A 22,478-nucleotide genomic window follows, 5' to 3' on the forward strand; every position below is an offset into this window, starting at 1 on the left:
GATGGCGAAGGAAAAGTTTGACCGTTCGAAACCGCACGTGAACATCGGCACGATTGGTCACGTTGACCACGGCAAGACGACGCTGACGGCGGCGATCACGAAGTATTTTGGCGATTTCCGGGCCTATGACCAGATCGACGGCGCGCCGGAGGAGAAGGCGCGCGGGATCACGATCTCGACGGCGCACGTGGAATACGAGACCGACGCGCGCCACTACGCCCACGTCGACTGCCCCGGCCACGCCGACTACGTCAAGAACATGATCACGGGTGCCGCGCAGATGGACGGCGCGATCCTGGTGGTGAACGCCGCCGACGGGCCGATGCCGCAGACGCGCGAGCACATCCTGCTGGCGCGCCAGGTGGGGGTGCCGGCGCTGGTGGTGTTCCTCAACAAGGTCGACCAGGTCGATGACGAGGAGCTTCTGGAGCTGGTCGAGATGGAAGTGCGCGAGCTTCTGAGCTCTTACGATTTCCCCGGCGACGACATCCCGATCATCGCGGGCAGCGCGCTGGCGGCGATGGAAGGGCGCGACCCGGAGATCGGCGAGAACAAGATCCGTGAGCTGATGGCGGCGGTGGACGAGTTCATCCCGACGCCCGAGCGCGCGGTGGATCAGCCGTTCCTGATGCCGATCGAGGACGTGTTCTCGATTTCCGGCCGCGGCACGGTGGTGACGGGGCGCGTGGAGCGCGGCGTGATCAACGTCGGCGACGAGATCGAGATCGTCGGCATCCACGACACCAAGAAGACCACCTGCACCGGTGTCGAGATGTTCCGCAAGCTGCTCGACCGCGGCGAGGCGGGCGACAACATCGGTGCGCTTCTGCGCGGGATCGACCGCGAGGGCGTCGAGCGCGGGCAGGTTCTGTGCAAGCCGAAATCGGTGACGCCGCACACCAAGTTCGAGGCCGAGGCCTATATCCTGACCAAGGAAGAGGGCGGGCGGCACACGCCGTTCTTTGCCAACTACCGGCCGCAGTTCTACTTCCGCACGACGGACGTGACCGGCACGGTGGAGCTTCCCGAGGGCACGGAAATGGTGATGCCCGGTGACAACCTGAAATTCGCTGTCGAGCTGATCGCCCCCATCGCCATGGAAGACGGCCTGCGCTTCGCCATCCGTGAAGGCGGCCGCACCGTCGGCGCCGGCGTCGTCAGCAAGATCATCGAGTAATCTACCCCAGGGTTCGACGAGGGAGGCCGGGTGGGCCGGCCTTCTTCCTATCAACTCCAAAGCCGCGAAAGGCTAGACCAATGCAAGGCCAAAACATTCGCATTCGGCTCAAGGCGTTCGATTACCGCGTTCTGGATGCCAGCACGCAGGAAATCGTCAACACCGCCAAGCGGACCGGCGCGCAGGTGCGCGGGCCGATCCCCTTGCCGAACAAGATCGAGAAATACACGGTTCTTCGTGGCCCCCACGTGAACAAGAAATCCCGCGACCAGTTCGAGATCCGCACCCACAAGCGGCTTCTCGACATCGTCGATCCCACCCCGCAGACCGTGGACGCGCTGATGAAGCTCGACCTCGCCGCGGGCGTGGACGTGCAGATTTCGGTTTGAGGAGGGCAAGGTGATGTTGCGCTCTGGTGTGATCGCGAAGAAGGTCGGGATGACCCGGCTGTTCATGGAAGACGGCAAGCAGGTTCCTGTGACCGTTCTTCAACTCGACAAGCTTCAGGTGGTGGCACAGCGCACCCCTGAGCAACACGGCTATTCGGCCGTGCAGCTCGGCGCCGGCACGGCAAAGGCCAAGCGCACGAGCCAGGCCATGCGCGGCCATTTCGCCGCCGCCAAGGTCGAGCCCAAGCGGCGCGTCGCGGAATTCCGCGTGGCGCCCGAGAACCTGATCGCCGTCGGTGAGGAAATCACCGCCGACCATTACTTCGAGGGGCAGTTCGTCGACGTGTCTGGCACCTCCATCGGCAAGGGCTTTGCCGGGGCGATGAAGCGGCACAATTTCGGCGGCCTGCGCGCCAGCCACGGTGTCTCGATCAGCCACCGCTCGCACGGCTCTACCGGCCAGTGCCAGGACCCCGGCAAGGTGTTCAAGGGCAAGAAGATGGCCGGCCACATGGGTGCCGTCCGCGTCACCACGCAGAACCTGCAGGTGGTTAAGACCGACGCGGATCGTGGCCTCATCATGATCAAGGGCGCCGTCCCGGGATCGAAAGGTGGCTGGGTGACGATCAAGGACGCGGTGAAGAAGCCGTTTCCCGAGAATGCCATCCTCCCCGCCGCGCTGAGATCGGCGGCGGAAGAGGCGGCGCGCGCCGCGGAAGAAGCCGCTGCCGCTGCCGCGGCCGAGGAAGAAGCCGAAGCCAAGCGTCTCGCCGAGGAGCAGGCCGCCGCCGAGGAGGCCGCGCTCAAGGAAGCCGAGGCCGAAATCGAGGCCGAGAAGAAGGACAGCGAGGAATGAAACTCGACGTGATCAAACTGGACGGCGGCAAGGCCGGGTCGGTCGATCTGGGCGAAGACGTCTTCGGCCTGGACCCCCGCGCCGATATCCTGCACCGTGTTGTCCGCTGGCAGCGTAACAAGGCGCAGGCCGGGACCCACAAGGTCAAGACCCGGTCGGAAACCAGCTATTCCACCAAGAAGATCTATCGCCAGAAGGGCACCGGTGGTGCCCGCCACGGTGACCGCAACGCACCGATCTTCCGTAAGGGTGGTATCTACAAGGGCCCGACCCCGCGCAGCCACGCGCATGATCTGCCCAAGAAGGTGCGCCAGCTTGGCCTCAAGCACGCCCTCAGCGCCAAGGCGCAGGCCGGCGAGCTCGTGGTGATCGAGGATGCGGCCAGCGACGGCAAGACCAAGACGCTTGCAAAGCAGGTCAAGGATCTGGGCTGGAAGCGTGCACTGGTCATCGACGGCGCGCAGGTCAACGCCGAATTCGCCCGCGCGGCGGCCAATATCGAGGGTCTCGATGTGCTGCCCAGCATGGGTGCGAATGTCTATGACATCCTCAAGCGTGACACCCTGGTGATCACCAAGGCGGGTGTCGAAGCACTGGAGGCTCGACTGAAATGAGTGCCAAGGCAGAACATTACGACGTGATCCGCAAGCCGGTCATCACCGAGAAGGCGACGATGGCGTCCGAGAGCGGCGCGGTCGTCTTCGAGGTGGCCGTCGATGCCAACAAGCCCCAGATCAAGGAGGCCGTCGAGGCGCTCTTTGGCGTCAAGGTGAAGGCGGTGAACACCACCATCACCAAGGGCAAGGAAAAGCGTTTCCGCGGGGTCAAGGGCACCCGCAAGGACGTCAAGAAAGCCTATGTGACGCTCGAAGAGGGCAGCACCATTGACGTGACAACGGGTCTCTAATAAGAGGCCTCATCCGCGCCGCCCCGGCTTTGTCCGGGGCTGCGTGTTTTTCAGGAGATGAAGGGGCACGCACCCGTCATCCCGCAAGCCGGGCACCTTCGGGGGCCTACAACCATGGTGGGCTGAACCCCCACCCTACATAGCGGGCCTTCGGGCGCGCGTTTGCAAACGGAAGACAGAAAGCATGGCACTCAAGTCGTACAAGCCGACGACGCCGGGCCAGCGCGGGCTGGTGCTGATCGACCGTTCGGAGCTGTTCAAGGGCCGTCCCGTCAAATCCCTCACCGAGGGTCTGACGAAGTCGGGCGGCCGCAACAACACCGGGCGGATTACCTCGCGTCGTCGCGGGGGCGGGGCGAAACGCCTCTACCGGATCGTCGATTTCAAGCGCACCAAATTCGATGTGGCGGCGACCGTCGAGCGGATCGAATACGATCCGAACCGGACCGCCTTCATCGCGCTGATCAAGTACGAAGATGGCGAGCAGGCCTATATCCTCGCGCCGCAGCGCCTCGCCGTTGGCGATAGCGTCGTGGCCTCGGCCAAGGCCGACATCAAGCCCGGCAACGCGATGCCGTTCTCGGGCATGCCGATCGGCACGATCGTCCACAACATCGAGCTCAAGCCCGGCAAGGGCGGTCAGATCGCGCGTGCCGCCGGCACCTACGCGCAATTCGTGGGCCGCGATGGCGGCTATGCGCAGATCCGGCTCAGCTCGGGCGAGCTGCGTCTCGTGCGTCAGGAGTGCATGGCCACCGTCGGTGCCGTCAGCAACCCCGACAACAGCAACCAGAACTACGGCAAGGCGGGCCGGATGCGCCACTATGGCAAGCGTCCCTCGGTGCGTGGCGTCGTCATGAACCCGATCGACCACCCCCACGGCGGCGGCGAAGGCCGCACCTCGGGCGGCCGCCATCCGGTCACGCCCTGGGGCAAGCCCACCAAGGGGATGCGCACCCGCAACAAGAACAAGGCGTCGCAAAAGCTCATCCTGCGCTCGCGTCATGCCAAGAAGAAGGGCCGTTAACACATGAGCCGCTCTGTATGGAAAGGCCCCTTCGTCGATGCCTACGTCCTGAAAAAGGCCGAGGCAGCACGCGAATCGGGGCGCAACGAAGTCATCAAGATCTGGTCGCGCCGCTCGACCATCCTGCCGCAATTCGTGGGCCTCACCTTTGGCGTCTACAACGGGCACAAGCACGTGCCGGTAAACGTCAGCGAGGACATGATCGGTCAGAAATTCGGTGAATACTCGCCGACCCGCACCTATTACGGGCACGCGGCGGACAAGAAAGCGAAGAGGAAATAAGCCATGGGCAAGGATAAAAATCCCCGCCGCGTGGCGGATAACGAGGCAATGGCCAAACTGCGGATGCTGCGCACCAGCCCGCAGAAGCTCAACCTCGTCGCGGCGATGATCCGCGGCAAGAAGGTCGAGAAGGCGCTGACCGACCTCACCTTTTCCAACAAGCGGATTGCGCAGGACGTGCGCAAATGCCTGCAATCGGCGATCGCCAATGCCGAGAACAATCACGGGCTGGACGTGGACGAGCTGATCGTCGCCGAAGCCTGGGTCGGCAAGAACCTCGTGCTCAAGCGCGGGCGTCCGCGGGCGCGCGGCCGGTTTGGCGCGCTGCGCAAGCCGTTCTCGGAACTGACGATCAAGGTGCGTGAAATCGAGGAGCAAGCCTGATGGGTAACAAAGTCAATCCGATCGGTATGCGCCTGCAGGTCAACCGCACCTGGGACAGCCGCTGGTATGCCGACACCAAGGACTATGGTGATCTGCTGCTCGAGGATCTGAAAATCCGCGAGTTCATCAAGCAGGAATGCAAGCAGGCAGGCGTCAGCCGCGTCATCATCGAGCGCCCGCACAAGAAGTGTCGCGTGACGATCCACACCGCGCGTCCCGGTGTCATCATCGGCAAGAAGGGCGCGGATATCGAGACGCTGCGCCGCAAGCTGGCGAAGATGACCGCGAGCGAGCTGCACCTCAACATCGTCGAGGTGCGCAAGCCCGAGCTTGACGCCGCGCTCGTCGGTGACAGCATCGCCCAGCAGCTCGAGCGCCGGGTATCGTTCCGCCGTGCGATGAAGCGCGCGGTGCAGAACGCGATGCGCATGGGCGCGCTCGGCATCCGGGTGAACGTCGCTGGCCGTCTCGGCGGTGCCGAGATCGCGCGGACCGAATGGTATCGCGAAGGGCGGGTGCCGCTGCACACGCTGCGCGCCGATATCGACTACGCCAATGTCGAGGCCACGACGCCGTACGGAATCATCGGCATCAAGGTTTGGATATTCAAGGGCGAGATCATGGAGCACGACCCGAGTGCCCGCGATCGCAAGGCCCAGGAACTGCAGGATGGCCCCGCCCCACGTGGCGCCGGCGGCCGTCGCTGAGGAGGAATGACAGATGCTTCAACCTAAGCGCACGAAATTCCGCAAGCAGTTCAAGGGCCGCATCAAGGGCGAGGCCAAGGGCGGTTCGGATCTGAACTTTGGTGCCTACGGGCTCAAGGCGACCGAACCCGAGCGCGTCACCGCGCGCCAGATCGAGGCCGCGCGCCGCGCCATGACGCGTCACATGAAACGTCAGGGCCGCGTCTGGATCCGGATATTCCCGGACGTGCCGGTGACCGCCAAGCCGATCGAGGTCCGCATGGGCAAAGGCAAGGGCTCGGTTGATCGCTGGGTCTGCAAGGTCAAGCCCGGTCGCGTGATGTTCGAGATCGACGGCGTCAGCGAAGGCGTGGCTGTCGAGGCCCTGCGTCTCGCCGCCATGAAGCTGCCGATCAAGACCCGCGTCGTGGTCCGCGAGGACTGGTAAGATCGGTGGGTTGATACCCACCCTACGGATTGGCCCCGCGCGAGCGATCGCGCGGGGTTTTTCGTTTCAGAAGACGTGCGCCGCGCATGGGCCAAGCGCCCCACGCAGGCTTATCCGCCGAGGATCTCGTCGACGGCATTTGTGTAGCTGTCATAGCTGAGCACGGCCCGGTTCCCGGCCACCCCGTGATAGTAGCTGCGTCCCGAGGGGGTGGGCAGCCCGGCCCAGACCTTCGCGAGGTTGAGCAGGAATGCGTCGTGCGCGATCTCGCCCCGGCGCACCGCGTCGAGCCCGGCATCGGCCAGCAGCAAGTCTGCCAGCCGGTCCTGAACGGCGGGGCCGAACCGCGTGCCGGGGTCGAGGCCCGCCCGTGCAACCATCCGCCGCAGGGTGGCGGGGATGATCTGGTAGCGCCCGATGGCGTGGTGCTGCCCCGGTGTGGCGTCGATCCAGTCGAAGATTTCGCGCAGGCTCATCCGCGTCGGTCGGCGGGGTGGCGGGCGGTGCGCCCCGCCCTGCAAGGCGTCATAGCCTGCCGGTCCCGCCTCGGCCCGTGCGATGAGGTCACGCAGCCGCGCGCGCATTGGCGCGCCCGGCCCGCCTGTCGCCGACCGGCCGAGGAGATCATGGCCCGGTCGCCCGCCAATCAGTGCGCCCGCGCCCCTGCCCGCGAACAGGCTGCCGCGTGGGGCCGCCGGCCCGGCGCGCCGCGCGACGAGCGGCGCATTCCCGGACCCGAACATCGGCCCCCGGTCGGCAAAGCGACCGGCAAGGCCCGGCTCGGCCAGGGAAGCCGCGGGGGCGAGGGCCAGCCACGCGAACCCCACCAGCCGAATCAGGATATGACGCATTGCCCGGAACATGGCCCTAGCCTGGCGCGAAACCGTTGAGAAACCCTTGCGCGTCGCCCTGACTACGGTAAGACGCGAGCATGGCCGATATTCGCTCCCTCTTCGTGACCCGCCTCTACCATGCGCGCCTCGCCGAGCATGGCCCCGCCATCGACCCCGCGGAGATGGAGGCGTCATGCTATTCCATTGCCGAGGATGACGAGGCCGGGCAATCGTGGTGCGAGAGCGAGGGCTATCCCGGCTATACCTCCTATGCCTCGCTCACCGACCTGCCGTGGCGGTTCCCGATCTTCGCCGACCTGGTGACGGCGCTCGATGCACATGTGACGGCCTTTGCCCGCGATCTGGAATTCGACCTCGGGGAGCGCAGCCTGAAGCTCGAGGATATCTGGATCAACATCCTGCCCGAGGGGGGCACCCATTCCAGCCATATCCACCCGCATTCGGTGATTTCCGGCACCACCTATGTCGCCATGCCCGGCGGGGCCTCGGCGCTCAAGCTCGAAGACCCGCGATCGGCCCGGATGATGGCCGCCCCGCCGCGCCTCAAGGACGCGCGTGAGGACATGCGCGGCTTTGTCTACCTGCGCCCGGAGGTGGGTGACGTGCTCATGTGGGAATCGTGGCTGCGCCACGAGGTGCCCATGAACATGTCCGAGGATGACCGCATCAGCGTGAGCTTCAACTACGCCTGGGGCGACTGAGCGGGAAAGGGAGGGGCTGCCGGATGGATTTGCGTGCGCTCGGCATGGGGCTGGCCTTTGCGGTGATGTGGTCTTCGGCCTTTACCTCGGCGCGAATCATCGTGGCCGCGGCGCCGCCGCTCACCGCGCTGAGCCTGCGGTTCCTGATCTCGGGGCTTCTCGGCGTGCTCATCGCCCTCGCGCTGGGGCAGAGCTGGCGGCTCACGCGTGGGCAATGGCGGGCGACGATCGTCTTCGGCATTTGCCAGAACGCGCTCTATCTCGGCCTCAATTTCGTGGCGATGCAGACCATCGAGGCGGGCCTCGCCGCGATCATCGCATCGACCATGCCGCTTCTTGTGGGGCTGGCGGGATGGCTGATCTTTAGCGAGCGGATCGGCCTCATCGGACAGCTTGGCCTTGTCGCGGGCGTGATCGGGGTGACGATCATCATGGGGGCCCGGCTTCAGGGCGGTGTCGATCTCTACGGGCTGAGCCTGTGCGTCGTGGGCGTGATCGCGCTCACCTTCGCCACGCTGGCGGTGCGCGGGGCGACGTCTGGGGGCAATTTCCTGATGGTGGTGGGCCTTCAGATGCTGGTGGGCAGCGCCGCGCTCGGTATCGTGGCGTCGGCGGTCGAGACGGTCGAGATCGACTGGTCCTGGACGCTGGTTGCGGCCTTTGCCTATACCACGCTGGTGCCGGGCCTTGCGGCGACGCTGGTGTGGTTCTGGCTCGTGAATCGCATCGGCGCGACCAAGGCCGCGACGTTCCATTTCCTCAATCCGTTCCTCGGCGTGGCCATCGCCGCGCTGATCCTGAGCGAGACGCTGAGCGCGCAGGACCTGATCGGCGTGGCGGTGATCATGGGAGGTATCCTGGCGGTGCAGCTATCGCGGCAGCGCCGGGTCTGAGCGCCCGGAATTCTTGAAAAATTCTGGACCGCTTTCTTTTTAAGAAAACGGCGTCAGCCGATGGTGCCGCGTGGCCCCGCGCCCACCTGTCCGCGATGCAAGAGCAGGTGATCGAGCAGCACGCAGGCCATCATCGCCTCGCCCACCGGCACCGCGCGGATGCCGACGCAGGGATCGTGCCGCCCCTTGGTGACCACCTCGATGGGGTCTCCCTCCACGGTGATCGAGCGGCGCGGCGTGAGGATCGAAGAGGTGGGTTTCACCGCGAAGCGCACCACCACGTCCTGCCCCGTCGAGATGCCGCCGAGGATGCCGCCCGCGTGGTTCGAGGCGAATTCTGGGCCGGCCTCGCCCATGAAAATTTCGTCAGCGTTCTGCGAACCGCGCAGGCTTGCTGCCGCCATGCCCTCGCCGATCTCGACGCCCTTGACGGCGTTGATCGACATCATCGCGGAGGCGAGGTCGGTGTCGAGCTTGGCATAGACCGGCGCGCCGAGACCGGCGGGCAGGCCGGACGCTGCGACCTCGATCACGGCACCGACCGAATCGTGGTGCTTGCGCAGGTCTTGCAGGTAGGCCTCCCATTCGGGCGCGGCCCCGGCATCCGGCAGCCAGAAATCGTTGCCGTCGATGGCGTCGCGGTCAAAGCGGCTGCGGTCGAGCTCCATCTCGCCCATCGCCACCATGTAGCCCTTGATTTCGAGCCCAGGTACCAGCATGGCCAGTGCCGCGCGCGCCACGCCGCCGGCTGCCACCCGCGCCGCCGTCTCGCGCGCCGAGGACCGACCGCCGCCGCGCGGATCGCGTATCCCGTATTTCAGGTGATAGGTGATATCGGCATGGCCCGGGCGGAATGTCTTCGCGATCTCGCCGTAATCGCGCGAGCGCTGATCGGTGTTCTCGATCATCAGCTGAATGGGCGTGCCGGTGGTCTGCCCCTCGTAGACGCCCGACAGGATGCGCACCGCGTCGGCCTCCTGGCGCTGGGTGGTATTCTTGTTCTGCCCCGGGCGGCGCTTGTCGAGCCAGTGTTGCAACATGCTCTCGTCGAGCGCCACGCCCGGTGGGCAGCCGTCCACCGTGGCCCCGAGCGCAGGGCCGTGACTCTCGCCCCAAGTGGTAAAGCGAAAGAGGTGACCGAAGGTGTTGACGCTCATGGGCAGGGCTCCTTTGCCGTTGATCTAGCCGCGCGCGGCACCCGTCTCAAGCCGAATTGACGGGTATTTGTCGCAAACAGGCGATCCGGGCCGGGGAATCGCGCTAGGCTGCACGGCGGGACGGATGCGAAAAGGTCAAAAAACGACATCGCGCCGCGCCGCGAAAATCACTGGTGCAGGGGCCGAACCCTGCTAACACTATGACAGGACCTGTCTGAAAACGACACCGGTCGATCTGGCCAGAGGCCAACACGGAGGAAAGAAATGACCCACTCAAAACCACAGGAAAACGTGCGCCCCGTCGTGCGAAAGCTGGCCGAGGAGACGCGCGCCGGCAGGATGGAACGTCGCGAGTTCATCGCGCTCGCCTCGACATTCGGGGCGTCCTCGGCGGCGGCTTACGGCTTGCTCGGCCTTGCCGCCCCCACGCCCGCGCAGGCGCAGGAAGGCAAGAAGGGCGGTGTGCTTCGCGTTGCGTCTCGCGTGCTCGAAATCGCCGATCCGCGCAAGTTTGCCTGGACCGAGCCGGGCAATATCAGCCGCCAGTTCTGCGAGCCGATGGTGCGCTGGGCCCCTGATTACAGCTTCCAGCCGATGCTGCTCGAAGGCTGGGAGGTCAGTGACGACGCACAGACCTACACGCTCAAGGTGCGCCGCAACGCGGTGTGGAACAACGGCGACCAGTTCAACGCCGATGACGTGATCCACAACCTGACCCGCTGGTGCGACAAGGGGGTCGAGGGCAATTCGATGGCCGCGCGCATGGCCACGCTGATCGACCCCGACACCAACAAGGCCCGCGACGGCGCGATCGTGAAGGTGGACGATTTCACCGTGCAGCTCAACCTGCCGCGCCCCGACATCACGCTGATTGCCGGCATGTCTGACTACCCTGCGCTCTGCGTGCATCGGAGCCATGGCGACGACAGCGATCTTGCCAAGGCCCCCATCGGCACCGGCCCGTTCGAGCTCGTCTCCATCGAGATCGGCACCATGGCCGAGGTCAAGCGCCGCGAGGACGGCAAGTGGTGGGGCGGCGATGTCTATCTCGACGGTATCCGCTTCATTGACTTCGGCACCGACAACGCCTCCATCGTGGCGGCCTTCGACGGCGGCGAGATCGACATCAACGACGAATCCACCGCCGATTTCATCGAATCCTACGATGCGCTGGGCCTCGTCAAGCAATCCAAGCCCACCGCCAACACCATCGTGGCGCGGATGCGCATGGACACGCCGCCCTATGACAGCAAGGACTTGCGCAATGCGATCCAGCTGGCCTGCGACAACGAGGTGCTGCTGGCCATCTCGATCAACAACGAGGGCATCCCGGCGGAAAACCACCACGTCGCCCCCTTTCACCCGGAATATGCCGAGCTGCCCAAGATCGCGCCCAACCCCGCAAAGGCCATCGAGATGGCCAAGGCAGCAGGGCATGGCGACACCGAGATCGACATCATCTCGATCGACGGCGATTGGCGGACCACCACGACCGACGCCATCGGCGCGCAGCTGCGGCAGGCGGGCTTCAACGTCAAGCGCACGGTGATGCCGGGCAACACCTTCTGGAACGACTGGACGAAATACCCGTTCTCGACCACCAACTGGGGCCCGCGCCCCTTGGGTGTGCAGGTGCTGGCGCTGGCCTATCGCTCGGGCGAGGCGTGGAACGAGAGCGGCCACTCTGACCCGGAATTCGATGCGCTGCTCGAGGAGGCGCTCGGCGTGTTCGATGCCGACGCCCGGCGCGAGTATTCCGCCAAGCTTCAGGCCATCCTGCAGGATAACGGCGTCATCATTCAGCCGTTCTGGCGCAACCAGGCGCTGCACCACACCGACCGCGTCAAGAACGTGAACGCCCACCAGTTCCGCGAGATGCACTACGAGAAAGTCTGGCTCGACGCCTGATCGGCGTTAAGACCAAAAGGACGGGCCGCCCCAACACGGGGCGGCCCGTTCACGTTTCGGCCAGAAGAGGGCGGCGGTGCCGGGTCGCGCCGACGCGTTACACCACCTCGGCGCGCAGCTTTTCCATCCGCTTGGTCAGCAGCTTCTGCGAGGTTTCGTCCTTGAGCCGCCCGTCCTCGTCAAAGGCGTTCATCGCCCCTGCGATGAGCACGGCGGTGCCGGGGATGAGCCGCGCCTGATGCTGGGTGAGGCACGAGAGTGTCATGAATTGCGCCGTCTCGCCGCCCGTGCGCCCCGCAGAGGCCGAAACGACCACCGTGGGCTTGTCCTCGAGCGGCCATCCAGGCACCCGGCTGATCCAGTCGAGCGCGTTCTTCAGCACCCCGGTGATCCCCTTGTTGTATTCCGGTGCGCCAACCACGATCGCATCCGCGTCCTTGATCTGCTGCACGAGGTGCTGCACCTTCTCCGGCACGCCCTCGGCCTCTTCGAGATCGCCATTATAGAGCGGCAGGTCGAGGTCGCCCTCGGTCACCGTTGCCGGGCCGAAGGCCTCGGCGGCCAGCGCCAGAAGCATCCGGTTATAGGACCCTTTGCGCAGCGATCCCGACAAGGTCAACAGTTTCGGATCAGCCATATCGCATCCTTTCGTTTTGTCTCGGTTACCCGGATACGTGGGGCAAAACTGCCCGCCTGGCAACGGCACGCGGTCGCACATGCCCTGTGCGGCGGCACGGGCATCATTCGCCCGCCTGCGCCTTGAGCCCCGCCGCACGCATCTGGCTCAGCGTCATGCGCGGCGTCAACGCCTCGGGCGAGATCGCGAGCGACAGCACCGCGCCGGTGGGCGAGGCGCAGGCGCGGGCAAAGGCAGGGGCGAAATCCTCGGTCGTCTCTACCCGTTCGCCGTGAAAGCCATAGGCGCGGGCGAGCGCCGCGAAATCGGGATTGACCATGTCGGTGCCTGATACGCGGCCCGGGTAGTTGCGCTCCTGGTGGGCGCGGATGGTCCCGTAGGTGCCATTATCAAGCACCAGGATCACCGGCTGCGCGCCCGCCTGCGCGGCGGTGGCTAGCTCCTGGCACGTCATCTGGAAATCGCCGTCACCAGCGAAACAGACCACGCGGCGGTCGGGGTGGGCAACCCGCGCGGCGATGGCGGCGGGGATGCCGTATCCCATCGCCCCCGATTGCGGCCCCAGCAGGCGCATGCGGGGGCCGTATTTCAGGAACCGGCCCGACCATATGGCGAAATTGCCAGCACCATTGGTGATGATCGCGTCCTCGGGCAGCACCTCGCGCAGATGCGCGGTGACGCGGCCCATATCCACCGGCGAGGGCAGGGCGGGCAGGTCGAACGCCGTCTCCCACGCCGCGCGCGCCTGCGAGCGCCACTCGCCCCATGCGCCGCGCACCGGTCCGGCGTGGGCCAGCGCGGTGGCAAAGGCGTTGGGCCCGGCCTGTATCCCCAGCGTGGGCTGATAGACCTTGCCCAGTTCGAGGTCGGAGCCGTGCACATGGATGAGCTGCTGCGCAGGCTGCGGCACGTCAAGCACGGTATAGCCATCGGTGGAGTTCTCGCCAAAGCGGGCATTCACCGCGAGGATCACGTCCGCCCCGGTCAGGAGTGCGCGCACATGCGGCACCATGCCCACCCCCGCCTCGCCGCAGAACACCGGCGAATGGTTGTCGAATTGGTCCTGGTAACGGAACACCGTCACCACCGGGATATCCGAGCCCTCGGCGAAGGATTGCAGCGCCGCGCGGCCCTGATCCGTCCAGTTGCAGCCGCCATAGAGGATCACCGGGCGCTTGGCCCCGGCCAGCATCTCGCGCGCCTGTGCCACCGCCTGCGAGGGTGGGCATGGCTCGGGGTAGTGGCCCGGCCCGGTCAGCGGCACGGCGGCGGTGTGGGAGGTGAGCATATCCTCGGGCAGCGCCACCACCACCGGGCCGGGACGGCCCGTGAGGGCGGTCTTCCACGCCCGTGCCACGATCTCGGGGATGCGGTCCACGTCGTCGATCTCGACCGCCCATTTCGCCATCGTGCCGAACACCGCGCGGTAATCCAGCTCCTGGAACGCCTCGCGCCCCTTCATCCCCGTGCCGACCTGCCCGACGAACAGGATCATCGGCACGCTGTCCTGCATCGCCGTGTGCACGCCGATCGAGGCGTTGGTGGCCCCGGGCCCGCGGGTGACCCAGGCGATACCGGGCCGCCCGGTGAGCTTGCCATAGGCCGCGGCCATGAAGGACGCGCCACCCTCCTGCCGGCAGAGGGTGAAATCGAGCCGCCCGACCGTGTCGTGCAGCGCGTCAAGCACCGCGAGATAGCTCTCGCCCGGCACACCGAAACTGTGCCGCGCGCCGAGCGCGATGAGACACTCCACCAGAAGCTGCCCGCCCGTGCGCCTGTTATCGGTCATGCCGCTCTCCCTCTTTATGCTGCCGGAACGCGGGCGACACTGCCCGTGGCCAGTGGCAATGGCAAGGGGGTCACCAGCGGCTGAGCGCGTCCTCGTCCTCGTCGCGCGCGGCGACCCAGCCCTCGCCCGCGTCCGTCACCTCCTTCTTCCAGAAGGGCGCGCGGGACTTGAGGTAATCCATGAGGAATTCGGCGGCGTGAAAGGCGTCGGCGCGGTGGCGCGACGCGGTGGCGACCATCATGATGAGGTCATCGGCCTTCAGTCGTCCATAACGGTGCAGGATCAACGCGTCGCCGATCTGCCAGCGGCGCGCGGCCTCCTCGGCAATCCCGGCCAACGCCTTCTCGGTCATGCCCGGGTAATGCTCGATCTCCATCGTGTCGAGATCGCCCTCCAGGTCGCGGACGATCCCGGTAAAGGTAACGACCGCGCCCATGCCCGCCTGCCGCGCGGCAAAGGCATTCGCCTCGGCCCCGAGATCGAACGGCTCTTGCTGCACGCGGATGTCCATGGCTCAGCCCCCGCTATCCGCCTGTCATCGGTGGAAAGAATGCCACCTCGCGCGCATCGCCGAGCGGTGCGTCGAAGTCGCTCAGCTCCTGATCCACCGCCACGCGCAGCGCCGACAGATCGGCAAATGCCGCGGCATAGCGCTCCTCTCTCGCGCGCAGTTCCTCGACGAGGTCGCGCACCGTGGCGGCGCGCGTCTCCACGCGGTCCTTGGGGTGGCCGATGCGTTCGCGCACCCATGCGAAATAGAGCACATCCATCAGCGATTATCCTTCAGATGCGGCACGGATTTGAAAAAGTAGTCCGCCCCGGTGACGAGGGTAAGCCCGGCGGCGAGCCACAACAGCCACAGCCCCGCATGCCCGGACCAGACCATGCCGCGATACTTCCACCACAGCCCGTGCAGATCCTCGGTCTTGCCCGAGAGGATATCGCGCACCAGCGCGTCGTCCATGCCAAAGATCGACATTCCGAAATAATGCTCGAACACGCCTTGGGCAAAGAGGACGGCGATGGCGATCATTTGCGCCGTGGTCTTCCACTTGGCCAGTTGCGTGACCTTGAGCGTACCCGCCGTGTCGCCGAGATACTCGCGCAGCCCCGAGACGAAGACCTCGCGGAACAGGATCACCGTGGCGGGCAGCACCAGCCAGGGCGACATCGACGAATAGCCCACGATCACCATCAGCGCGATCACCACCATCGCCTTGTCGGCAATGGGATCGAGCATGGTGCCGATCTTGGTCACCTGCTTCCAGCTCCGCGCGAGATGGCCATCGACCCAGTCGGTGAGCGCCGCGCTGATGAACAGGATCAGCGCGAACCAGTCGGCATAGGGGCGGTTGAAATAGAGGAACATGACCGCGATGCCCGGCGCCGCGAGCAGCCGGAGCATGGTGAGGATATTGGGCACGTTCCACGACATGTCACCGTTCTAACCTGACCGATTGGCAAGGGAAAGCGCAGTCGGACCCTAAAAGTCGCGCAGACGTCGGGTGGTCTCGGGGTCCATGAATCCCGCGACGGTGGCCTCGGTCTCAAGGTCCATGGCGCGGCGCAGGTCAGGGGTGGCGGTGGCGTTGAGCACGCGCTTCATCGCCCGCACAGAGAGCGGCGGCAGGTCGGCGAGCCGGCGGGCGGTGGCATGGGCGGTGTCGAGCAGATCCCCGTCGGGTGCGGTTTTCCACGCCAGCCCCATCTCGTGCAACGTTGCGGCATCGTAGCGGTCGCCGAAAAAGAGCATTTCGCGTGCCTTGACCAACCCGACAAGCGCGGGCAGCAGCGTCGTCACCCCGCCGGTCACGAACAGGTTGAGCGAGACTTCGGGGAAAAAGCCGCGCGCGCTCTCGGCCCAGATCGGGAAATCGCAGTTGATCGCCCATTCAAAGCCGCCGCCCACGGCCCATCCGTTGATCGCGCCGACCACCGGTTTCGGTCCCAATGTGATCGCATGCGTCGCGCGCTGGATCGCCAGCACCAGATCGCGCGCCTCTTCCTCGGAGGCGGGGTGGACATGATCCTGCCGGTCGTCGCCCGCGCAGAATGCCTTGCCCGCGCCGGTCAGCACGATGGCGCGGGTCTCCGGGTCGGCATTGGCGTCGTCAAAGGCGCCGGTCACATCGTCGATCAGCGCCCGGTTCATCGCGTTGAGCCGGTCAGGACGGTTGAGGGTGATGCGGCGCACGGCCCCCTCGTGCAACGCGCTAAGCACGGTCGCGTAGGTGAAATCGGTCATGTGTAAGTCCTTTGCACACGTCGGGTCTTGCCTTCGGTCAGCGGGAAGGTGCCATGCGGCACCAGTGTCACCCGGGCGGTCGCCCCGAGGTCGCGCTTGATCGCCTGTGCGATCTCCTCGGCCAGCCCCGGGGCGGCGTCGCGCCCCTTGGACAGTTCCGCCGTGACCGGCAGGCTGTCATAGGGAGGGGGCGTGTCGAGCGGAATTCGGTAGTCGCCCGAGAGCGTCGGATACCGGTTGAGCACGGCGGCGACCATTGTGGGAAACAGGTTGAGCCCGCGCACCACCACCATGTCATCCGAGCGCCCCACCACGCGAAAGCGAAAGCCGGTGCGCCCGCAAGTGCAGGGTGCGGTTTCGTCCACGGTGATGATGTCGCCACTGCGAAAGCGCACCAGCGGCTGGCAGTCGCGCACGAGGTGGGTCAGCACCAACTCGCCGGTCTGGCCTGCGGCGAGGGACAGGGGGCTGCCCGTCTCGGGCTCGATCAGTTCGGGCCAGAGCACGTCGGCCCCCATGAAATGCAGTCGCGTGTCATGCTCGCATTGCGCCGCGAAGTTGCAGAACACGTCCGAGACGCCGTAATTGGCGTTGCGCGGCTCCATCCCCCAGACCTCTTGCAGACGGGTGCGGAAGGCCGGATCGTCGAGCCCCGCCTCGCCGCCAAAGAGCCCCAATTTCAGGCCGAGGTCGCGGGGGGTCAGGTCGGGGAAACGTTCGGCGATGACGCGCTCCAGCACCGCCGGATAGGACGGTGTGCAGGAAATCGCGGTGATTCCCACTTCGCGGATGGTGCGCACCAGCAACTCGGTGGAACCGACGCCGAAGGGCACCACCAGCGCGCCGGTGGCCTGAAGCGTCATGTGATCGGTCAGCCCGCCCATCCACATCTGATAATTCAGGCAGTGAACGACCGTGTGATCGGGGGTCAGTCCTGCGGAGGACTGGCAGCGCCCGCCCACCGTCTCTGTCACCGTGCAGTCACGCGCGGAAAGCGCGAGGTTCATCGCCTGCCCGGTGGTGCCGGAGGTGCGGTGCAGGCGCACCGCGTCGCGGCGCGGGGCGGCCATGTAATGCCCGAAAGGCGGGTGATCGGCCTGCGCCACGCGCAGTTGCGATTTGTCCGAGAGGGGCAGGGCGGGCAGGTCCGCCAGATCGGCGGGCGGGGCCGCGCCCTGCCACAGGTCGTGGTAAAAAGCCGAGTGGCGCGCGACGTAATCGCCCTGTCTGGCCCAGGCAGCGGCCTGGTGGGCGCGCAGGCGGTCGTGGCTGGCGAATTCGGCCTTATCGAGCAGGATCATGGTTGCAATCCCCGTTCCCAGAGGGTGGTGAGCGTTGCGATCACCGCCGCGCGGTCGGAAGAGACCGCTACCAGCCGCGGCTCGCGCGAGAGGTGGAGGCTTGAGAGGTAGTGATCGGTCATTCCCCCAAGCGCATAGGCGCGGCGGGTAAGTTCGTCCTCGGGCAGCGCGTCGCGCCCGTCGCGGGTGTGGCGGCGGCGGGTGGCCTCGACCACGGTGGCGATCCAGTCGCGGTTGAGCCGGTGAAAGGCCGCGCGCGCCGCCGGAAATGCGTCGAGATGGTGGACCAGGCATTTCATCAGCCCGCGATTGGCCTCGAAGAGGTGCACATAGGCTTCGGTCGCGGCGCGCATCGGGTGGTCGGGCTGGCTGTGGCCCGCCTGGATCATGCGGGTTTGCAGGAAGCTGGCGAAGCCCTGCAGCAGGTCATCGAGAAGCTGTGCCTGATCGGGAAAGTAGAGGTAGAAAGTGCCGTTGGCCACGCCCGCGCGCCCGCAGATGGCGGCGATGGTCAGATCCTGCGGCGCGCTCTGTTCCAGCAGGTAACAGGCGGCGATGCGAATCGCCTGCTTCGTGCGCTGACCCTTGGACAGGCCCTCGGCCTCAGCGGCGAGGGCCTGCGAATAGCTGTGGGCGTCTTGCGGTGCGGGGTGGGGACGTGTGGCAGGGGGCATGAGTGACTCAATGTGAAACTGAATTCATGTTCATTAAATTTCTTCACCCTGTCAACCCACCGGATCGCAGGCGCGGGCTTTAGCCCCGCTCGTGAAAGAAATCGTAGAGCTTCTGCGCCAGCCGGTCCGACACACCCTCCACCGCCTTGAGATCGGCGAGGTTGGCGCGGCTCACCGCCTTGGCACTGCCGAAATGCGCGAGCAGCGCGCGCTTGCGCGCCGCGCCCACGCCCGGCACCTCGTCGAGCGGCGTGGCCGAGACGGATTTGGCGCGCTTGGCGCGGTGCGTGCCGATGGCGAAGCGGTGCGCCTCGTCGCGCAGGCGCTGGATGAAATAGAGCACCGGATCGCCTCGGCGCAGCGCCATGGGCCGCTTGCCCGTGCGGTGGAACTCTTCCTTGCCGTGGTCGCGGTCCACGCCCTTGGCCACACCCACCATCGGGATGTCCTCGACCCCCATCTCGCGCATGATCCCCGCCACCGCGCTCACTTGTCCCGCGCCGCCGTCGATCAGCAGCAGGTCGGGCCAGTGGCCGTGGCTGCGGTCGGGATCCTCTTTCAGCAGGCGCTTGAAGCGGCGGGTCAGCACCTCTTTCATCATCCCGAAATCATCACCGGGGGTCAGGTTGTCGCCCTTGATGTTGAACTTGCGGTATTGGTTCTTCATCAACCCCTCGGGCCCCGCCACGATCATCGCGCCAACGGCGTTGGTGCCCTGGATATGGCTGTTGTCATAGACCTCGATCCGCTGGGGTGGGGCGGGCAGGTCGAACGCCTCCGCCAGCCCCCTGAGCAGTTTTCCCTGCGTCGCCGTCTCGGCCATCTTGCGCGCGAGGCTCTCGCGCGCGTTGCGCAGGGCGGCGTCCACCAGTTCCGCCTTTTCCCCGCGCAGGGGCACGTTGAGCGTGACCTTGCGGCCCAGCTTTTCCGACAGTGCCTGTTGCATCAGGTCAGGGCTCTCGACGTCATGCGACAGGATCAGCGCGCGGGGCGGCTCCTTGCCGTCGTAGAACTGCCCGATGAAGGCCTCCAGCACCTCGGGCTCTTCCACATCCGGGCCGACGCGCGGATAGAAATCTCGGTTGCCCCAGTTCTGCCCGGCGCGGATAAAGAACACCTGCACGCAGGCCTGCCCGTTCTCGAGGTGCAGCGCGATCACGTCGGCCTCGGTCACCGTGCGCGGGTTGATGCCCTGCGCGGTCTGCACCTGCGTCAGCGCCTTGATCCGGTCGCGCAGCGCGGCGGCACGCTCGTATTCCATCGCCTCGGCGGCCTGCGCCATCTCGGCGGCCAGCTTCTCCTGAATCTCGGTGGACCGCCCCGACAGGTAGCGCTTGGCATCGCGGACCTGAACGGCATACTCGGCCTTGGATATCTTGCCGACGCAGGGCGCGGTGCAGCGCTTGATCTGGTATTGCAGACAGGGGCGGGTGCGGCTCTCGAACATCGCATCAGAGCAGTTGCGAAGCTGAAAGACCCGTTGCAACTGTGCCAGCGTGCGGTTGACCGCGCCGGCGCCGGCGAAGGGGCCGTAATAGCTGCCCTTGTCGCGCTTGGCGCCGCGATGCTTGCGGATCATCGGATAGTCATGCGCGGTGACGAGGATGTTGGGAAAGCTCTTGTCGTCGCGCAACAGCACGTTGTACCGCGGCTTCAACTGCTTGATCAGGTTCTGCTCCAGCAGCAGCGCCTCGGTTTCGGTCGCCGTAGTCAGGAACATCATTGACGCGGTTTCCCGGATCATCCGGGTGATGCGCGGCGTGTGGCCGGTGGCGCGGGCATAGTTCGACACCCGTGCGCGCAGGTTGCGCGCCTTGCCGACGTAGAGCACGCGCGATTCCGCATCGAGCATCCGGTAGACGCCGGGCGAGCCGTCAAGCGTGCGCAGGTAGCCGCGAATCACGTCGGCGCCGGTGGCGGGTGGTGTCGGATCGGTGTCGGTCATCCGGGACAGGATATGATTCCCGCGGTCGCCTGCAACGTCCCCGGGACCGGGGCAAGAGGCAAGCTGTCCACGATTCCTGTGGATAAAGCTGGAGACAAATTTCGACCGACGGAAAAAATCCGTTTGATCCGGCTGGCTTCGTCGAAATGCCTACTTTTTGGGCAATTATGTAACATGCTGATAATGAACGATAACTTTATATGTCTCTGACAGATTGTTGAAATCATTAAGCTTTCTGTAACGCTTCCGTGAAAGAATCATGACCGGTGCAAAACTCAGACAAGGGTTCATGTTCTCACTCGGGGCCGAGCACGTCCGGCGTCCGCCAGCCGAGATGCTGACCGCCATCCGCGCAGATTAGCTGCCCGGTCACCGCGGGCGCATGCAGCAGGTAGGCCAGCGCGGCGGTGACGTCGCCCTCATTGGCACCGCGGCCCAGAACGGTCGCTGCGCGCTGGCGGGCGAAATGCGTGTCGCTCTGGCGATGGCCCTGTAGCGTGGGGCCCGGACCGATGGCGTTGACGCGGACACGCGGGGCCAGCGCCTGCGCCCCGGTTTGCGTCACCGCCCACAGCCCCATCTTGGAGATGGTGTAGGTCATGAACTCCGGGGTGAGCTTGCGCACGCGCTGATCGATCATGTTGACGACAAGTCCGCGCGCGCGGGGCTCGCCGTTCTCATCGATGCCGGGCTCCGGCACCGCACGGGCCATCTCCTGCATCAGCACGAAGGGCGCGCGCAGGTTGCTTCCGATGTGCCGATCCCAGCTTTCACGGGTGGCGGTCGCGATGCTGTCATACTCGAAGATCGAGGCGTTGTTGACCAGCGTCAGGATCGGCCCGCCCAGCGCCTCGGCTGCGCGTGCCACCAGCGGCACCACCTGTGCCTCGTCCAGCAGGTCGGCGCGCAGCGTCACCGCCTGCCGCCCCATGTCGCGGATCGCCGCTGCGGTGGCCTCTGCCTCGGCTTGCGAGGTGGCATAATGCACCGCCACGTCGCATCCCTGCCGCGCTAGCTCCAGCGCCATCGCCCGGCCCAGCCGCTTGCCCGCTCCCGTTACCAATGCCCGTGTCATGCCCTGTCTCCGTTCATACCAGCACGAGCGTGACATAGCCCACATAGGCGGCTGTCAATACGATCCCCCAGAGCCGCCCGAGATCCCTGCACAGGATCACGAACGGAATGAGCGCCAGCGAGGCGGCGAGCATCACCCACAGGTCGAACACCAGGAATTCGCGATCCACCGGTACCTCGCCAATGAGCGCGGTGATGCCGATGATGGCAAGCAGGTTGAACATGTTCGACCCGATCACGTTGCCGAGCGCCACGTCCGCCTGTTGCCGGATCGCGGCCATCACCGTCGTGGCCAGTTCCGGCAGCGAGGTGCCGAGCGCCACCAGCGTCAGCCCGATCGCCGCCTCGCTCACGCCGTAGCGGATGGCGAGGATCGAGGCGTTGTCCACGAGGATGTCGGCGCCCAGTGGCAGGCCGACGAGGCCCAGCGCCAGGAAGGTGATGATCTGCCACCACGGCATGTCCGGGTCCGCGCCCTCGACATCATCTCCGTCCGCCGCCAGCAGCGCCGCGGCGGCCGCCTCGCGTCGATGCGTGACCGCGTTGCGAAATGCATCCCCGAGCATCAGTGCCAGCGCGCCGAGGAGGACCAGCCCGGCAATCCAGTCGAAGCTGCCGCGAAACGCCAGCGCGATGAACAGCACGGTCGCCGCGAGCATCTGGAAATAGGAGCGCTTGCAGTTGCAGGCGCTCGTGTGCATCACCGCGATGAGCGCGGGAATGCCCAGAACCAAGAGCACGTTGGCGGTGTTCGAGCCGACCACGTTGCCAAGCGCGAGCCCCGGCTTGTCGGCGAGCACGGCATTGACGGAAATCAGCAGTTCCGGCGCCGAGGTGCCGAACGCCACCACCGTCAGGCTGACGATCAGGGCGGGGATGCCGATGCGCAGCGCCAGATTGACCGCGCCCTTGACCAGCGCATCGCCTGCCAGCAACAGGATGACAAGGCCGAGTCCCACCATGACCCACGGCATCATGTGCGCGGACCTTTCTCGCAAGCGCACGGCCCCTTGCCGATCCGGAAGCGTCCGCACTTGCGGCATTTTGCGGCTTCAAGCCGCTTTTGGCCTGGAAAACGCAGCCGCCCGAACATGGCCAGCACGCCCATCGCGATAAGGAAGAGGAGGACGATCTTGACGATCAT

At 65.9% G+C, this 22,478-nt stretch carries 27 protein-coding genes; 13 read left to right on the forward strand and 14 right to left on the reverse strand.

Features of this window, described 5'->3' with window-relative positions; genetic code table 11:
• The first annotated feature begins 1 nt into the window (after position 1).
• From tuf to rplP, 10 genes are all read left to right on the forward strand, one after another.
• Positions 2-1,177, forward strand: a complete 1,176-nt coding sequence (tuf, locus tag CRJ03_RS09590; protein WP_104017425.1) for an elongation factor Tu — start codon at positions 2-4, stop codon at positions 1,175-1,177.
• Positions 1,178-1,257: 80 nt separating this feature from the next.
• Positions 1,258-1,566 (forward strand): 30S ribosomal protein S10, encoded by a 309-nt coding sequence (rpsJ, locus tag CRJ03_RS09595; protein WP_104018654.1) that lies wholly within the window; start codon positions 1,258-1,260, stop codon positions 1,564-1,566.
• Between the two features lie 13 nt (positions 1,567-1,579).
• On the forward strand, positions 1,580-2,422 hold the full coding sequence (rplC, locus tag CRJ03_RS09600; RefSeq protein WP_104018655.1) for a 50S ribosomal protein L3: 843 nt from the start codon (positions 1,580-1,582) through the stop codon (positions 2,420-2,422).
• Positions 2,419-3,036: a 50S ribosomal protein L4 gene (gene rplD / locus CRJ03_RS09605; RefSeq protein WP_104018656.1), complete on the forward strand. Its 618-nt coding sequence runs from the start codon at positions 2,419-2,421 to the stop codon at positions 3,034-3,036. Before rplC ends, rplD begins: the two co-directional genes overlap by 4 nt.
• On the forward strand, positions 3,033-3,329 hold the full coding sequence (locus CRJ03_RS09610) for a 50S ribosomal protein L23 (RefSeq protein WP_104018657.1): 297 nt from the start codon (positions 3,033-3,035) through the stop codon (positions 3,327-3,329). The genes rplD and CRJ03_RS09610 overlap by 4 nt, the downstream gene beginning before the upstream one ends.
• Positions 3,330-3,513: 184 nt before the next feature.
• Positions 3,514-4,356 carry a 50S ribosomal protein L2 gene (gene rplB / locus CRJ03_RS09615; protein WP_104018658.1) on the forward strand — a complete coding sequence of 281 codons (843 nt, stop codon included), beginning with the start codon at positions 3,514-3,516 and terminating at the stop codon, positions 4,354-4,356.
• Between the two features lie 3 nt (positions 4,357-4,359).
• Positions 4,360-4,638 carry a 30S ribosomal protein S19 gene (gene rpsS / locus CRJ03_RS09620; protein WP_104018659.1) on the forward strand — a complete coding sequence of 93 codons (279 nt, stop codon included), beginning with the start codon at positions 4,360-4,362 and terminating at the stop codon, positions 4,636-4,638.
• 3 nt (positions 4,639-4,641) lie between these two features.
• The gene (rplV, locus tag CRJ03_RS09625; protein ID WP_104018660.1) at positions 4,642-5,022 is read left to right on the forward strand and encodes a 50S ribosomal protein L22; all 381 of its coding nucleotides are present in this window, start codon (positions 4,642-4,644) and stop codon (positions 5,020-5,022) included.
• Positions 5,022-5,729 carry a 30S ribosomal protein S3 gene (rpsC, locus tag CRJ03_RS09630; protein ID WP_104018661.1) on the forward strand — a complete coding sequence of 236 codons (708 nt, stop codon included), beginning with the start codon at positions 5,022-5,024 and terminating at the stop codon, positions 5,727-5,729. The genes rplV and rpsC overlap by 1 nt, the downstream gene beginning before the upstream one ends.
• 13 nt (positions 5,730-5,742) lie before the next feature.
• Positions 5,743-6,156: a 50S ribosomal protein L16 gene (gene rplP, locus CRJ03_RS09635; RefSeq protein ID WP_104018662.1), complete on the forward strand. Its 414-nt coding sequence runs from the start codon at positions 5,743-5,745 to the stop codon at positions 6,154-6,156.
• Between the two features lie 110 nt (positions 6,157-6,266).
• Here rplP and CRJ03_RS09640 read toward each other — a convergent pair whose 3' ends face one another.
• Complete coding sequence (locus CRJ03_RS09640; protein WP_240611631.1) at positions 6,267-7,019, reverse strand: lysozyme family protein; 753 nt, start codon at positions 7,017-7,019, stop codon at positions 6,267-6,269.
• Positions 7,020-7,087: 68 nt separating this feature from the next.
• Between CRJ03_RS09640 and CRJ03_RS09645 the strand changes: the two genes are divergently transcribed.
• Complete coding sequence (locus tag CRJ03_RS09645; RefSeq protein WP_104018663.1) at positions 7,088-7,711, forward strand: 2OG-Fe(II) oxygenase family protein; 624 nt, start codon at positions 7,088-7,090, stop codon at positions 7,709-7,711.
• Between the two features lie 23 nt (positions 7,712-7,734).
• Positions 7,735-8,604 (forward strand): DMT family transporter, encoded by an 870-nt coding sequence (locus CRJ03_RS09650; protein ID WP_104018664.1) that lies wholly within the window; start codon positions 7,735-7,737, stop codon positions 8,602-8,604.
• A 53-nt stretch (positions 8,605-8,657) separates the two neighbouring features.
• On the opposite strand, the gene aroC is transcribed toward CRJ03_RS09650, so the two are convergent.
• Positions 8,658-9,761, reverse strand: a complete 1,104-nt coding sequence (aroC, locus tag CRJ03_RS09655) for a chorismate synthase (RefSeq protein WP_104018665.1) — start codon at positions 9,759-9,761, stop codon at positions 8,658-8,660.
• A 264-nt stretch (positions 9,762-10,025) separates the two neighbouring features.
• On the opposite strand from aroC, the gene CRJ03_RS09660 reads away from it, so the two are divergent.
• Positions 10,026-11,669, forward strand: coding sequence for an ABC transporter substrate-binding protein (locus CRJ03_RS09660; protein ID WP_104018666.1), 1,644 nt, complete (start codon positions 10,026-10,028; stop codon positions 11,667-11,669).
• 97 nt (positions 11,670-11,766) lie between these two features.
• Here the strand turns inward: CRJ03_RS09660 and CRJ03_RS09665 are convergent, their stop codons facing one another.
• From CRJ03_RS09665 to CRJ03_RS19880, 12 genes are all read right to left on the reverse strand, one after another.
• Positions 11,767-12,306 carry an NADPH-dependent FMN reductase gene (locus CRJ03_RS09665; RefSeq protein WP_104018667.1) on the reverse strand — a complete coding sequence of 180 codons (540 nt, stop codon included), beginning with the start codon at positions 12,304-12,306 and terminating at the stop codon, positions 11,767-11,769.
• Between the two features lie 103 nt (positions 12,307-12,409).
• Entirely contained in the window at positions 12,410-14,095 is a 1,686-nt protein-coding gene (locus tag CRJ03_RS09670; RefSeq protein WP_104018668.1) for a thiamine pyrophosphate-binding protein, read from the reverse strand.
• A 70-nt stretch (positions 14,096-14,165) separates the two neighbouring features.
• The gene (locus tag CRJ03_RS09675; protein WP_104018669.1) at positions 14,166-14,606 is read right to left on the reverse strand and encodes a molybdenum cofactor biosynthesis protein MoaE; all 441 of its coding nucleotides are present in this window, start codon (positions 14,604-14,606) and stop codon (positions 14,166-14,168) included.
• 13 nt (positions 14,607-14,619) lie between these two features.
• On the reverse strand, positions 14,620-14,865 hold the full coding sequence (gene moaD / locus CRJ03_RS09680; protein ID WP_104018670.1) for a molybdopterin converting factor subunit 1: 246 nt from the start codon (positions 14,863-14,865) through the stop codon (positions 14,620-14,622).
• Positions 14,865-15,530 (reverse strand): CDP-diacylglycerol--glycerol-3-phosphate 3-phosphatidyltransferase, encoded by a 666-nt coding sequence (pgsA, locus tag CRJ03_RS09685; protein WP_104018671.1) that lies wholly within the window; start codon positions 15,528-15,530, stop codon positions 14,865-14,867. Before pgsA ends, moaD begins: the two co-directional genes overlap by 1 nt.
• Positions 15,531-15,578: 48 nt before the next feature.
• Positions 15,579-16,340, reverse strand: coding sequence for an enoyl-CoA hydratase/isomerase family protein (locus CRJ03_RS09690; protein WP_104018672.1), 762 nt, complete (start codon positions 16,338-16,340; stop codon positions 15,579-15,581).
• Entirely contained in the window at positions 16,337-17,641 is a 1,305-nt protein-coding gene (locus CRJ03_RS09695; protein ID WP_104018673.1) for a phenylacetate--CoA ligase family protein, read from the reverse strand. The genes CRJ03_RS09690 and CRJ03_RS09695 overlap by 4 nt, the downstream gene beginning before the upstream one ends.
• The gene (locus tag CRJ03_RS09700) at positions 17,638-18,315 is read right to left on the reverse strand and encodes a TetR/AcrR family transcriptional regulator (protein WP_104018674.1); all 678 of its coding nucleotides are present in this window, start codon (positions 18,313-18,315) and stop codon (positions 17,638-17,640) included. Before CRJ03_RS09700 ends, CRJ03_RS09695 begins: the two co-directional genes overlap by 4 nt.
• Before the next feature lie 79 nt (positions 18,316-18,394).
• On the reverse strand, positions 18,395-20,260 hold the full coding sequence (uvrC, locus tag CRJ03_RS09705; RefSeq protein ID WP_104018675.1) for an excinuclease ABC subunit UvrC: 1,866 nt from the start codon (positions 20,258-20,260) through the stop codon (positions 18,395-18,397).
• A 295-nt stretch (positions 20,261-20,555) separates the two neighbouring features.
• Positions 20,556-21,335, reverse strand: coding sequence for an SDR family oxidoreductase (locus CRJ03_RS09710; protein ID WP_104018676.1), 780 nt, complete (start codon positions 21,333-21,335; stop codon positions 20,556-20,558).
• Positions 21,336-21,348: 13 nt separating this feature from the next.
• A complete protein-coding gene (locus tag CRJ03_RS09715; RefSeq protein ID WP_104018677.1) occupies positions 21,349-22,311 on the reverse strand; it encodes a calcium/sodium antiporter in 963 nt (320 codons plus the stop codon).
• Positions 22,308-22,478: a hypothetical protein gene (locus CRJ03_RS19880; RefSeq protein WP_164989211.1), complete on the reverse strand. Its 171-nt coding sequence runs from the start codon at positions 22,476-22,478 to the stop codon at positions 22,308-22,310. The genes CRJ03_RS09715 and CRJ03_RS19880 overlap by 4 nt, the downstream gene beginning before the upstream one ends.

Source organism: Roseovarius nitratireducens (genome assembly GCF_002925845.1).
Lineage (GTDB): Bacteria > Pseudomonadota > Alphaproteobacteria > Rhodobacterales > Rhodobacteraceae > Roseovarius > Roseovarius nitratireducens.